Origin of the sequence: Methanolobus sp. ZRKC2, from assembly GCF_045291185.1 — an archaeon.
GTDB lineage: Archaea > Halobacteriota > Methanosarcinia > Methanosarcinales > Methanosarcinaceae > Methanolobus.
This window is the reverse complement of record NZ_CP146980.1, coordinates 446,968-459,855: the sequence shown is the minus strand read 5'-3', so window position 1 is coordinate 459,855 and position 12,888 is coordinate 446,968. Positions and strand designations below refer to the sequence as shown.

Sequence of the window (12,888 nt, the reverse complement as noted above, 5' to 3'; positions counted from 1 at the left end):
TCTATCGTGCGTGAGATCCACAGAAACTAGAGGCTCAATTAAATTACCGTCTAGATCTTGGATTCCCAAAGCAACTGCTACCTCTCGAGGAATACAAACAGATAGACCACGGCCATATCGCCGGACAGAGTACACTTTACGGGCCATATTTCAGACCCTCCTAAATGCATAGCGGGAAACTATGCTAAGCTTGTTAAGGGAATTCATTTTGTTAACCTTCTTAATTAATGGGAATTGTAAAAGTTGGGAAAACTCTTACGTATCTTAGATTAGAATAAACAATATATATAGTTTTGTAAAGAATATTACAGCCTAAACCAAAGTATTGTCAAAAAGTGGAAAATAACAAAATGGATACATTGCAGTCTCTTGAAATAATAATTTTAATAATGCCAAGTAACGGATACATAACAAAACCCGACAACATTATATACCAAACAGGAGTAGCAGCAGGAATAATAACCATATCCCTTGAAGGATATATAGAAAAGTTTCAAAGAAAAAGAAAAACTGTCGAGAAAACTATACATATAGTTTTCCCAAGTGATTTAAAAGCATATCCGAAAAACAGATAACTCAAACAAAGTTAAGAATTATATAGAAGAAAGACTATGGTAAAAGTAACCGATAAAATGAGCCTGCGGGAACAGGTAAAAGAATCATGTTTTCTGTTAACCTGCATGATTCCTTCAATTCATCGGGGATATGCTTCGAGGGATTGGGTCAAAACTGCGGGAACAGTTCCAATCCCGGCCGGAGCACCAATCCCATTTTTCATACAGTAACCAAGTATTGAGCTGTTAATGTTACATTATATGCTCTGGATGATTCCGGGTTTTTTATAATTTTTATATAATTATCCTATACAATAAAGAGAGATACACGTGTCATTTGATGATCTTAATTTAATATACCCACTTCAACGGGCATTGTCCGAAGAAGGATATACAGCACCTACTCCTATCCAAAAGCAATCCATACCGCATCTACTGAAAGGAAAGGACATGATAGGTATAGCCCAGACAGGCACAGGCAAGACTGCTTCATTCATATTACCGATCCTTCAGAATATGTCTTCACCATACAAGGCTTCACGTCCGGGAGTTCCGCGTGTGCTTGTACTTGCTCCCACCAGAGAGCTGGCAGCACAAATTGGGGAGAGCTTTGCCACATATGGTAAATTCACGCGATTCAAGCACACTGTCATATTTGGTGGAGTCGGCCAAAGACCACAGGTAAAAGCCCTCTCCAAAGGCGTAGATTCCCTTGTGGCGACACCTGGCAGGCTGCTGGACCTTGTTGAACAGGGGCATGTGCAATTATCCGGTGTAGAGTATTTTGTCCTTGATGAAGCTGACAGGATGCTTGACATGGGGTTTGTTAATGATGTATACAAGATTGTTGGCATGCTTCCGAAGAAGCGTCAATCACTCTTCTTTTCAGCTACCATGTCCCCGGATGTTTCCAAGCTTGCCAGGAAGATGCTCAGCAATCCGGCGCATGTTGAAGTAACTCCTCAGGCAACAACAGTGGAGCTCATCGAACAGTTCGTCTTTTTTGTAGATGCTGAGAATAAAAATAGTCTTCTTCTTCATCTTCTTAGGGGCAAACATCTGGAATGTGTTCTTATTTTCACCCGCACAAAGCGCCGCGCTAACAAAGTCTCAGAGATGCTGAATAAGAATAAGATACCTGCCAATGCAATTCACGGTAACAAATCACAAAATCATCGTACAAAAGCATTGCAGGATTTCAAAACAGGTAATCTGCGTGTACTGGTGGCAACTGATATTGCCGCACGTGGAATTGATGTAGAGGATATATCTCATGTCATTAATTATGACCTGCCTAACGTATCTGAGAGTTATGTGCACAGGATCGGTCGTACGGCAAGAGCAGGTGCGCAGGGCACAGCATATTCTTTCTGTGCAGCAGATGAGAGGGATTTTCTCCGTGATATTGAAAAACTGACACGAATGGAAATTGAGGTTGCTGAGCATAACTACCACTCAGACAAAGCAAAGCATGCTACAGGCGATGCAGCAAAACCTGCTCCAAAAATACAAAAAGGCCAAAAAAGAGGAAAAGGAGCCCGAAAGACTCGTGTCCCTAAAGGCTCACAGAAAAAAGCAAATTATTCCCGTTCTGTCTGAATGACAGAAATCTTTTTATAGTATGGTTACTGATATATTGTTGCGCAGTAAGGCAGTAAAACTAGTTCATTATTTCAATTAGATACTGAAATTACGGGAAAGATAAGGATTTTCCGGATTCCTATACCTATGATTCCTCTCTCCTTGCTAAAAACCTTGTTTGTAAAACCAAATAACGGTAAAGAATACAGGTAAGATGAGGCACCATCAAACCACCACGCTTTCGGTGCCTCTCTCCTTGCTGTTGCGAGATATCCCCATATCTCTGGAATTACTTTTTTAACCCGTGGTCACTCCGACGACCCACATATTATATGTTAATCTTATTTTATTTAACCTAAATCCAGCTTAATTACATTCTGGGCTACAAATTATAATCCCATTGAAAATTCAGCTTGTATATTATATGGGGACCCTTACTTCAAAAGTCCAAAAATATAGTCAATGATATTCAAATACATTGATACGCGAACCTATTATAGCACAAAGTTCATCTTTACTTTTGCTATGATCGATACGATATATATCTCACATGGCAAAGGGGATGACCATCTTGCCCGGGAGCTGGCCCGTACTCTTTGGACTGTGAACCTGGAAAGTCTTTCTTCTTCCTATGATGAGAGTGGATATATTTTACCTGAACAGCAAATTCGCTTTGGCATCAATCGTTCAGACTGCATGATCATTCTCCTGACAAAAAATGGTTGTAATTCTCCGCAACTAAATCAGGAGATCGGCTTGGCAATGGGAAATAATCATCTAATAGTACCTCTTGCAGAAGAAGGAGTCGAATTACCTGTACTGATACGTCGTTTTCATCCGATTAGATTTTCAGAAGATAATTTTGCTGATGCCCTTGGAAAGCTGGTTTATAGTCTCAGGCAGCTAACCAGACTGGAATGGCTGAAGATAAGCTGTCCACACTGCGGTGAAGAGATGACACAATATATAACACCCCAGGACCAGGTTGACACTGCGATCATTGCAGGCACAAATCTTGAAACCATGTGCAGCTATTGTGAAAATAAGCTTTTCCTGGACCCCAGAACCTTCAGACCGATAACATGATTACCAAAATGAAGTAATCATTGATCTTTCTCTTCTATTGCCGGAATAGCTGAAAAACAATATATTATCCAGAGCTTCCAATATCAACATGATAAAGAGGTTCTGGAAAAATAAGAGAACATATCTTTAATTTGCACATGAATCAGACATGTGCAATGTTTAAGCATCCTTTGAAAGATTCCTATAACCTTCCACAAGATGAAGATTTGCTTTTATAACTGATTTTTTGAAATCTGAATCCTCCGGGCTCAGATCCGAAAGCTGCACGGCATTTTTTTGTTCTGTTATGATTGCACCATCCGGCACTACTTTAGAGTCAGGAATCTCTACTTTGCGCACTGTGGCGTTGTGGAGTATCAAAGTATCCTTGCCAACTGTACAGTCAAAGACCACAGCTCCAAAACCTACAAAGCATCCTTTTCCTATTATACAGGGTCCATGTACAATGCAACCGTGAGCCAGGGAAGTATTATTATCTATAGAAACTTTTGAATTTGAAAGCCCGTGAATGATAACGTTATCCTGAACATTGCAATTGTCACCGATAACTATGGATGAACCCGGTTCATCTGCCCTAATGACCGCATTGTGTGCTACATACACATTTTCACCTATTGTCACATCCCCGATGATTGTTGCTGTTTCGGATATCCAGGCGGTTTTGCTTATATTGGGCTGTTGTTTTTGTGGATTTTGAAATTGCATTTTATCACCTTTTAGATTTGTTACAGGATATGCGCAGCCGTGAAGACTGTCTTCAGTCAAACCATATTTTGATATGAAGATTTATGAGAATTTATTTAAACTTGTTGATTGCCCGAATATAACCGGTTTTTTAAAACAGAACATAACCCTGCAAGCATTTTTTTAAGTATTCTTTAAGTAGAAGAAGTGAAAATATCATTTAGGGGGCAATTAGATTTCATAATGAATTATTGAAGGCAGGCTTGAATTATGATTTTGCTGCTAAGGAAAAAATACCACAAATTGAATATGAGATAGCTACTTTTGCAGCCGGAAGCTTTTGGAGAGTAGAGGCCATATTTCGTCAGGTAAGGGGCGTACTGGCCACCACAGTAGGATTTATGGGCGGTATGACGGAATATCCAACATACCAGCAGGTAAGCACCGGTGAGACAGGACATGCTGAAGTAGTTCAAATTATCTTTGATCCGCAGGTTGTGTCCTATGAAAAATTACTTGAACTTTTCTGGGAGGTACATAATCCCACTAAACCTGCAGATGAAGGAGAGAAAATCCAAAGCCAATACAGGTCCGTAATTTTTTACCATAATGAAAATCAGCATATTATTGCTGTCAACTCAAAACGGGATCAGGAAAGTTCTGGAAGATTCAAGAGGGATATCATCACTGAAATCCTTCCTGCAACTAGATTTTATAAAGCGAAGGAATATCATCAGCAGTACTATGAGAAAATGAATTCGGGTGGGAAACTTATAAGGTAGATTTCTCATACGATTTGTTTTTCATTCTTTTTTAAAAATCTGGATAAGAAATTTTGTGATAACAGTCTAATTTATATAGAAGAAGTTAAATACAAATAATGTATATAAAAATTTTAATATTATTTTTATTAAGATAGCCTTCCGGGATGGAATTATGAAGGATAAGGCCAAGCTTGAAAAAAAACTCAACAAAGAGTTGCGGGAAATTAGTGTCGCTTTGAGAAAGCCAGAGACTTCTTCAATATCCTTTGCAGAAAACTTGGAAGGTGAATTGTTTAAAGAAAGCAGACTAGTTGACAGAGTGCTTAGATATGTACCTGATCTTGTATTTTGCAAGAACAAAGAAGGTGCATATCTGGATTGCAATCCTGCCTTTTCAGAATTAGCGGGTCTTTCTGTCAAAGAAGTAATCGGGAAAACGGATTCTGATCTGTTCGAAAAAGAGACGGCAGATTTTTTCCGTATGAACGACAACAAAGTACTGGAAAGAAACTGTTCTTTCAAAAATGATGAATGGGTTACATATCCTGACGGCAGGCGTGTTTTTCTCGAAATACAGAAATCTCCCCTTAAAGTGTCGGATAGAGAAAATGTGGGAATTCTGGGGATATGCCGTGATATTACAGACAGGAAACATACAGAGAGCACTTTAAAGAATCTCAAACATGAACTGATCAAAACTGTGCACGTAAGTCTAATTCCCATGTTCGTAATTGCTAAGGATCACACAGTCTTATACTGGAATGAAGCCTGTGAGAACATTACCGGGATTCCTGCAACCGAAATAGTCGATAGCAAAGACTTGTGGAAAGTTTTTTATCGCGAAAAAAGACCTCTGCTTTCTGATCTTATTGTAGACGACCAGACCGAACTCATACAAAGTTACTATGGTCAAATAAAGATTGACTCATCATCCAAAGAGAGTGCATATGAGGTTCAGGACTACCTGCCTACAATAGATAAATGGCTCTTATTCAGTGCAGCACCACTCAAGGATAAAAGTGGAACTATTATTGGTGCTATGGAAATACTTCAAGACATCACAACTGGTAAAAAAGCCGAAGAAGAGCTTTTAAAACAGCATGATCAACTTCTTTCCATATTTGAAGGCATTGATGAGCCTGCTTATGTATCTGACCCTGATTCCTACGAATTGCTGTTTGTGAATTCCCCTTTAAGAAAGGAACATGGCAATGATATTATTGGCAAGAAATGTTATTCCATACTTCAGGATCTTGACTCTCCATGTCCTTTTTGTACCAATGATATTATATTTGGAGATAAATTAGGAAAAACCCATGTGTGGGAGTTTCAAAACAATGTCACCAAACGCTGGCATCGCTGTATTGATAAAGCAATAGAGTGGACAGACGGACGCATGGTCAGGTTTGAGATGGCCATAGACATCCATGAACATAAAATGTCAGAAAAAGCTTTGCGTGAAAGTGAGGAAAGATTCGAAGCTATTAGTACTTTCGCACAGGATGCGATCATAGCAATTGATAGTAAATACCATATCACTTTCTGGAATAAGGCAGCACAGAGAATATTTGGTTATTCGCATGAAGAAGCACTAGACCAAAAAATAGATCTTTTGTTATCTTCGCAATCTTACAGCGAATTATGCGAAAAATCATTTTCTATTTTTCAGGAAGCAGGAGAAGGTTCAGCTGTAGGAAAAACCCTTGACCTGGCTGCTAAAAATAAAAATGGGAAAGAGTTTCCAATTGAATTATCTCTTTCAGCGGTCATGTTGAAAAATAAATGGACTGCTGTTGTGGTTATTCGTGATACAACCGAACGTAAAAGGTTTGAGGACGCATTACTGCAAGCTAAAAGGGCAGCCGAAAATGCAAACCGGACTAAAAGTGAATTCCTTGCTAATATGAGTCATGAACTAAGAACTCCCCTTAATGCCATCATAGGTTTTTCAGACGCCATGCTTGAAGGCTACACAGGCAATATAAACAAAAAACAAGACCGGTATCTCAACAACATTTCCGGAAGTGGAAAACATCTTCTCAGCATAATCAATGATATCCTTGACATTTCAAAGGTCGAGTCAGGGAATTCACTACTGAAACTTGAAAAAATATCCATCTGGGATACACTGAAACAAGCCATCGCCTTTATGCAACCGCTTGCAGACAGCAGTAAAATTGTGCTAAAGCTGGAAATTGAACCGGGTTTCAATTATATCTTGGCAGACAAAGAAAAATTCAATCAGATACTCTATAACCTGATAGGTAACGCGATCAAGTTTACTGACGTTGGTGGCAATGTTACAATCAGAGCAAAATCAAAAGAAAAAATGGCTTATATCTCTGTTATGGACACAGGCATCGGCATTGAAGCAGATGATCAAGAAAAATTATTCAAACCTTTTACCCAATTGGATTCTTCTTTCTCTAGACAATATGAAGGAACAGGTCTCGGCCTTGCCCTTACCAGAGAACTGGTCGAACTTCATAAAGGAAAGATATGGGTAGAAAGCAAACCTGAAAAAGGTAGCAATTTTACATTCACAATCCCTCTGGAGAAACTGGAAAACAATGTCAAAAATAGTGATCTTAATTGAACTAAATTTAATCAAGCAAAAGAATACCTATACATTTTACCCTGTCAGTATCACAGAACTCAAGCTTTGTTCCGGCCGTATTTAACGCTTTTTCAAGGTTGATGCCAACAGCTTCCGGCGGAAAGCGTCTTCTATCTGGCTTTGAACACTTTTCTCCACATATGTCACATTCATTACAGGCACCCGGCCTGAGAAGTTGTGCAAAGGAGAATCCTTCCCTGAAAGCATGGTATTCAAGCTCAAACATCTTATGAAAGCTGCCTTTGCGGATGCTCGACCATGCTTTGATAATATCTTTAGCATCAGAAGTATCGAATTCTTCTATCAGCAGTATAGCAGTGCTGTACTCCTTCAAAATCTGTCTGAATTCATCAACAGGCATTACATGAGGGGGACAACTTAACCTTCTGCCATATCCTCTGCATCCATAAACACATTTTAATCTGGTTCTATTCTCAACCGGAATATCGGAAGCATCCAGCATGTAAGCTTCAAGGCCAAGTTTAAGTGCTTTTTCCTGAATTAAGCGCGGGTTTTTTGTCATGCCGGATTATAATGAATAAAAAAATAAGTTGTCATTATTCGGTAAAGACAACTTTAACTTCCGTTACGTCCCACAGGGATTCGATCTTTTCCAGTATGTCTTCTTTAATAGCAGCTGCAAACTGGTGATTGGACGGCAGGTCAAGGAGAATACGAACAACTCCATCATCCACTTCGATTTTTGTCACCAGTTCGGTCCTGACTATATCAAGTCCGGCCATCGGATTCATGACATGCTTGAGGCGGCTTCTGACAACATTCTCAGTAGTAGGTTCTTTTGCGCTAACAAGACCATGCTTTTCTTCATAATCCCTGATTGCTGCCCTGAGGCCTTCTACTGCAAGCACTGAACAGTGTGCCTTAACCGGCGGGAGACCACCAAGCTCTTCTGTTGCTTCTTTCCAGGTAATATTTTTTGCTTCCTCAAGTGTCTTGCCTTTGGCAAGTTCGGTTATGATGGATGCTGTGGCAATATTAGAAGCGCATCCGTATGATTCGAATTTCACATCTTCTATTACAGTTGTCTCAGGATTGACTTGTAGGTAAACTGCAACCATATCACCACAGGCGGGACTTCCTTCAAGCCCCTTACCATCAGGATTCTCCAGTTTTCCGACATTCCTGGGATTGCGGAAATGTTCAAGGACTTTCTCACTGTATGGGAATTTCATTCTATCATCTCTTAATTGATAATCATAATCTTATTTTCACTTGCCTTCGTAAAGGGGACTGATTGCCCTGAGTTGCTCTACAATCTCTTTTATGGCATCGATTATGGCATCCACATCTTCTATTGTATTGTACCTGCCAAAGGTGAAACGCAGGGAACCGTGTGCTCTCTCGTGGTCTCCTCCTATACCAAGTATTACATGGCTTGCTTCAAGGGAACGGCTGAAACATGCAGAGCCTGTACTTACTGCAAATCCCCGCATATCCAGGTGAAGCGTCATGGACTCACCTTCTACATAATGGAAAGTAATGTTTGCGTTCTGTGGTACCCTCTGAGTCTTGCTACCGTTTAAAGTTACATGGGGTATTTCTTCTTCAGCTCTTTTGATAGTGTGGTCCCTGAGAGAGGCAAGGAACTTATTCTCCTCAGGTGTCACGAGCTCCACAGCCTTAGCAAAGCCTACTGTTCCGGGTATATTCTCAAGCCCTGCACGACGATTGGATTCCTGGAATCCGCCATCCATCCATTTGTTTATGGGTGTTCCATCCCTGATATACAATGCCCCAACTCCTCTCGGACCATGGATAGTGTGAGCAGACATGGATATCAAATCCACCGGAATCTTACTAACATCCAGGGGAACCCTGGTGTAGCTGTGAGTGGCATCAGTATGCAGGAGCACTTCTTTTTCATTGCAGATATTTGCAATGGTCTCAAGATCCTGAAGAGTTCCGATTTCCTGGTTTGCATGTTGTATTGATACAAGGGCAGTATTCTCAGTAATCGCATTCTCAAGCTCATTAAGATTCAGGATACCCTCGGAATCTACACTGATGTAATCTACTTTATACCCCATTTTCTCAAGGGTTTTGGCAGTGTTTAGAACCGGAAAATCCTCCAGCTTTGAAACAATTATATGGTCGCCTTTTTTCTTCCGAAGTGCTGCAACAACTCCCTTTATAGCCATATTACTTGATTCGGTTTCACCTGATGTAAAAACGATCTCCTCATCTGAAGCCCCGACAGAAGAGGCAATTGTCTGCCGGCCCTCCTCCAGGCCTTCCTTGGCATCAATTCCCATGGAATAACCAAATTCCGAAGTTGCTACTGCATATATATCAAAATAATAAGGTTTCATTGCTTCAAGCACCCTTTCATCAAGACGGGTGCTGGCTGCATTATCAAGATATACCATTCTGTCGAACATATTACCTCCTAATTTAAAATTTACAAAATATCATATGAATAGTGTGATACTGGCATCTTTTGCTTCATTTACGTACGTACCGACAGCTCCGTACTCATCTATCCATTTTTCTTGCAGTTCTTCTTTTTTGATTCCCATGATTTCCATGGTCATCTCACATGCCAGTATCCTGCCTCCAAGCTCCTTGTAATCTTCCATGAGCCTCTCAAGGGATGCAACGTTTGCCTGTTTCATTCTCCTGTTTACCATCCATTTACCAAGACCCAGCATGTGCATTTTTGAAAGGGGACCTTTATCGAGTCCATTCTTTTTCAGGCGTTGCAAGCCCCAGAAAGTAAAATACATAGAAGCTTCCATTCCCATAGCAAGAGCACCGTTTCCGATTATAAGTGCACTGTATATCTTGTCAAGATCTCCGCTATGAACTATGATCACAGCCTTTTCGGACACATCATCACCCTGCCTATCTTTTAATTCTGATCTTCCATTCGTCATCTTTTTCTTCTATGTCAAGTACTTCGAGTCCAAGAGATTTACAGGCCATTGGTATCTCTTTCTTAGAAGCCGGATGTGTTCCAAGAACAACTACCTCATCGCCAGGTGATGCTTTTCTTAATGCTTTGCGACATTCAACAAGCGGAACGGGACAGGTCTGTCCCCTTACATCGATCTCTACTTCTGTCATAAGCTCCTCCCTATCAAACCAGGCTCATGTGGCTGGTTAACACTGTTAACAACAAAGTTCTGCCAAATCTGGCCCGTTGTTAACGACTCATAAAGATAACAAAGATGCTGGAAACACTGCTACCTATATCTATAATCTTACACTATTTAATAATGTTACCGTGGGCTGATCCACCTTCGGAAGTTGATAGTAGTGTATATTTGTTGTTGTGAAAATCATATCCGAAAACATGAATATCCATTTCCCCATCCTTAAGAATTGCAAAAGCTCCATTATTAGAATATCCGCAATACTCTGGTGTGGAAAAAATAGATAAGAGTTTTCTTCCAAACCACCATTCGTAACCTTGTTTTAATGCACTGTGTCCTCTTATCATACAAGAGAGTCTATTCTCCTGCAAGAACCTGATGAATATGTCCTCACCAAAACATTTGGGACCTATTCCTCTTGCCGATGGGGTAATACCAGAAACTGAAGAAGGGTCATTCCAGAGATACTCAAAAGCATCTTCTTTAGTGATGGTCCTTATATTCACAGGACCCGGAATTCCACCATGCACACAAAAAATGTTATTGTTAACTACAGCTGCCACAGGAATTTCACTGAAGACAGTACTTGAAAACTCAAGTAAGTCATCATTAAAATCAAGGTCATGAAAAAAGCCGTAACTAATGTTCATTTCCTTTGTCTCGTGGTTTCCCCTCAGGAGAACAATTTTCTCAGGTTGTGCAATTTTGAGTTTTAACAGCTTAGAGAGGACAGCTATCGAATTGGGGCCGCGGTCCACATAATCTCCCAGGAGGACAAGAGTATCACACCCGGAATTTTTCTTTATCTCCAGTATAAACTCAAGTGCTTTTATGTTTGCATGGATATCCCCTATGAACATCACGCATGGGCTATTAACAGATACGACAGCTTTTTCTTTCCTGAATATGCCATGAGCTGTTTCAAGAAGCTCAATCAAATCCTCCAAGGCAGGCATTGTTTACACCTATTCTTTTAATATTTTCCTTATGAGGGCTAATCCCGCAATATTTACTATGCCGATTAGAGTACCCCCCATTAAGTAACGTGGATTCTGGAAGAATATATCATTTTCGGGGATGTTTGCTGCAGACGTGAAGTCAATGGTCTCACTTTTTATAAGGGAAATTTCTTTTTCAAGCTGGATGCCAGTGTCATCAGAAGTGAAACTGACAATATAGTCATGTCCTGTTTCCAGTCCCCTGAACAGGTAGTCATCAGATGCTGAAACTTCGGAAATGACCGTATCATCCATCTTTATACTAATCATTCCTTCCCCAGGAATGGTTATCCTGAGGTTTGCATGATCCTTGAATTCGATAACTTCCCCGTCAGAAAACCTTAGTTCTCCAGGGAGACCGAGAATTTCCAGTATAGTGGGTGCGATATCCTCCTGCCCGAATTCACCTTTGATTACGGATTTTTCGACATCTGTTGTTGATATAACAAGAGGCACCCTTTGTGCTTCATCGGTGCAGGAATACTTGTCGGACTGATGACCTCCCCTGGAACCAGCACTTGCAAAGGCCATTCCATGATCGGAAGTAAATATGAACGCCAGATCGTTCTCGATGCATTTTTGATACAGGGGCATACATGAGGCATCGAGTCCTTCGATTGTGGCAATATATCCGCTGTCTTTCTTGTAATGCCCTGCAGAATCAACGGCACCGACGTTTATAGTAAGCAGGTAGGGATGATCGGGATAATTAGCCTGCATAAAGTCTATGAGCTCTATTGCGGTTTCAATACCCCATCTATTGTATGTATCATATCTTTCCTGAGATCCTTCCTTGCTTTTGCCCAATTCTGAGTTCAATGTAAGAATATTATCCTGCATGAGAGCGGCAACATCCATTGAAACCTGTTTATTGGTAAGTTCATGGATATTGGTGTCCACAACCATTCCCGGTTCATTGATTGAGTTTGTAGTGTCGTGTACGATGGCATTCTGTTTGGCACAAATTGATGAGAAATCACCTTTTTCCATGATGCCAAAGGTCAGATAATCATATTCATGTACTACGTCATAGATTGTTGTGCCTGATCCTGAAACTGATTCAGAAAGTGCTTTAGAATAACCTGTTACCAGGACTGAATGACCTGCTTCAGTATAGGTTTGCGGGGCCCGGACATCAAGTATCCTGCAGCTTTGATCAAATATGGAGGACAGGTTAGGTGTACTGGCTTTGCTTATGACGCTGTTATCAAGTGCATAGGGCGTGAATTCAGGATAGATGTAAGATGAACCAAGACCGTCAACAATGAGAATGACCGCTCCGTGAGGGGTGTTGACGGAATTTACTTCCACTACAGAATATGCACTTACAGGCTGCAGGAATATGTTCAACAATAACAAGAGAATAAGTATGCAAGAGTTAAGCTCCCGTAGCTTCGTTTTTCGGGTTCTCATGAATGTATTGAGGGAAGGTGAATATAATAATCTTTCTGTTTAAAGTCATTTTTTGCACAATGAAAGATGTAGAGTTTA

13 protein-coding genes are annotated in these 12,888 nt (G+C 40.4%); 5 read left to right on the top strand and 8 right to left on the bottom strand.

All coding sequences use genetic code 11. The annotated features are described in order from the left end of the window. Positions 1–350 precede the first annotated feature (350 nt). The 3 genes from V7O62_RS02200 to V7O62_RS02190 all read left to right on the top strand — a co-directional run bounded on the left by V7O62_RS02200 (position 351) and on the right by V7O62_RS02190 (position 3,221). A complete protein-coding gene (locus V7O62_RS02200) occupies positions 351–575 on the top strand; it encodes a hypothetical protein (protein WP_406657385.1) in 225 nt (74 codons plus the stop codon). Positions 576–884: 309 nt separating this feature from the next. Next, positions 885–2,153: a DEAD/DEAH box helicase gene (locus V7O62_RS02195; protein WP_406657384.1), complete on the top strand. Its 1,269-nt coding sequence runs from the start codon at positions 885–887 to the stop codon at positions 2,151–2,153. A 507-nt stretch (positions 2,154–2,660) separates the two neighbouring features. Beyond that, positions 2,661–3,221, top strand: coding sequence for a toll/interleukin-1 receptor domain-containing protein (locus tag V7O62_RS02190; protein ID WP_406657383.1), 561 nt, complete (start codon positions 2,661–2,663; stop codon positions 3,219–3,221). 159 nt (positions 3,222–3,380) lie between these two features. Here the strand turns inward: V7O62_RS02190 and V7O62_RS02185 are convergent, their stop codons facing one another. Next, positions 3,381–3,926 (bottom strand): carbonate dehydratase, encoded by a 546-nt coding sequence (locus tag V7O62_RS02185; RefSeq protein WP_406657382.1) that lies wholly within the window; start codon positions 3,924–3,926, stop codon positions 3,381–3,383. 242 nt (positions 3,927–4,168) lie between these two features. Between V7O62_RS02185 and msrA the strand changes: the two genes are divergently transcribed. Together msrA and V7O62_RS02175 are read left to right on the top strand one after the other, a co-directional pair. Continuing rightward, the gene (gene msrA / locus V7O62_RS02180; RefSeq protein ID WP_406657381.1) at positions 4,169–4,687 is read left to right on the top strand and encodes a peptide-methionine (S)-S-oxide reductase MsrA; all 519 of its coding nucleotides are present in this window, start codon (positions 4,169–4,171) and stop codon (positions 4,685–4,687) included. Positions 4,688–4,841: 154 nt separating this feature from the next. Further along, complete coding sequence (locus V7O62_RS02175; protein ID WP_406657380.1) at positions 4,842–7,265, top strand: PAS domain-containing sensor histidine kinase; 2,424 nt, start codon at positions 4,842–4,844, stop codon at positions 7,263–7,265. A 7-nt stretch (positions 7,266–7,272) separates the two neighbouring features. Here the strand turns inward: V7O62_RS02175 and V7O62_RS02170 are convergent, their stop codons facing one another. The 7 genes from V7O62_RS02170 to V7O62_RS02140 all read right to left on the bottom strand — a co-directional run bounded on the left by V7O62_RS02170 (position 7,273) and on the right by V7O62_RS02140 (position 12,810). Further along, a complete protein-coding gene (locus V7O62_RS02170) occupies positions 7,273–7,809 on the bottom strand; it encodes a DUF2284 domain-containing protein (RefSeq protein ID WP_406657379.1) in 537 nt (178 codons plus the stop codon). Positions 7,810–7,843: 34 nt separating this feature from the next. Then, entirely contained in the window at positions 7,844–8,479 is a 636-nt protein-coding gene (locus tag V7O62_RS02165; protein ID WP_406657378.1) for an iron-sulfur cluster assembly scaffold protein, read from the bottom strand. A gap of 36 nt (positions 8,480–8,515) precedes the next feature. Continuing rightward, positions 8,516–9,685, bottom strand: a complete 1,170-nt coding sequence (locus tag V7O62_RS02160; RefSeq protein WP_406657377.1) for a cysteine desulfurase family protein — start codon at positions 9,683–9,685, stop codon at positions 8,516–8,518. Positions 9,686–9,715: 30 nt separating this feature from the next. Continuing rightward, positions 9,716–10,135, bottom strand: a complete 420-nt coding sequence (locus tag V7O62_RS02155; protein ID WP_406658319.1) for a DsrE/DsrF/DrsH-like family protein — start codon at positions 10,133–10,135, stop codon at positions 9,716–9,718. Between the two features lie 13 nt (positions 10,136–10,148). Continuing rightward, on the bottom strand, positions 10,149–10,370 hold the full coding sequence (locus tag V7O62_RS02150; protein WP_406657376.1) for a sulfurtransferase TusA family protein: 222 nt from the start codon (positions 10,368–10,370) through the stop codon (positions 10,149–10,151). A 142-nt stretch (positions 10,371–10,512) separates the two neighbouring features. Then, positions 10,513–11,355 carry a metallophosphoesterase gene (locus V7O62_RS02145; RefSeq protein ID WP_406657375.1) on the bottom strand — a complete coding sequence of 281 codons (843 nt, stop codon included), beginning with the start codon at positions 11,353–11,355 and terminating at the stop codon, positions 10,513–10,515. Positions 11,356–11,364: 9 nt separating this feature from the next. Next, positions 11,365–12,810, bottom strand: coding sequence for a sulfatase-like hydrolase/transferase (locus V7O62_RS02140; protein WP_406657374.1), 1,446 nt, complete (start codon positions 12,808–12,810; stop codon positions 11,365–11,367). Positions 12,811–12,888 lie beyond the last annotated feature (78 nt).

What these genes read in the sequence shown, in the direction of transcription:
- V7O62_RS02200 (WP_406657385.1), top strand. Translation starts at nt 351, where the DNA reads ATGGATACATTGCAGTCTCTTGAAATAATAATTTTAATAATGCCAAGT.
- V7O62_RS02190 (WP_406657383.1), top strand. Translation starts at nt 2,661, where the DNA reads ATGATCGATACGATATATATCTCACATGGCAAAGGGGATGACCATCTT.
- V7O62_RS02185 (WP_406657382.1), bottom strand. Translation starts at nt 3,926, where the DNA reads ATGCAATTTCAAAATCCACAAAAACAACAGCCCAATATAAGCAAAACC.
- V7O62_RS02175 (WP_406657380.1), top strand. Translation starts at nt 4,842, where the DNA reads ATGAAGGATAAGGCCAAGCTTGAAAAAAAACTCAACAAAGAGTTGCGG.
- V7O62_RS02170 (WP_406657379.1), bottom strand. Translation starts at nt 7,809, where the DNA reads ATGACAAAAAACCCGCGCTTAATTCAGGAAAAAGCACTTAAACTTGGC.
- V7O62_RS02165 (WP_406657378.1), bottom strand. Translation starts at nt 8,479, where the DNA reads ATGAAATTCCCATACAGTGAGAAAGTCCTTGAACATTTCCGCAATCCC.
- V7O62_RS02160 (WP_406657377.1), bottom strand. Translation starts at nt 9,685, where the DNA reads ATGTTCGACAGAATGGTATATCTTGATAATGCAGCCAGCACCCGTCTT.
- V7O62_RS02150 (WP_406657376.1), bottom strand. Translation starts at nt 10,370, where the DNA reads ATGACAGAAGTAGAGATCGATGTAAGGGGACAGACCTGTCCCGTTCCG.
- V7O62_RS02145 (WP_406657375.1), bottom strand. Translation starts at nt 11,355, where the DNA reads ATGCCTGCCTTGGAGGATTTGATTGAGCTTCTTGAAACAGCTCATGGC.
- V7O62_RS02140 (WP_406657374.1), bottom strand. Translation starts at nt 12,810, where the DNA reads ATGAGAACCCGAAAAACGAAGCTACGGGAGCTTAACTCTTGCATACTT.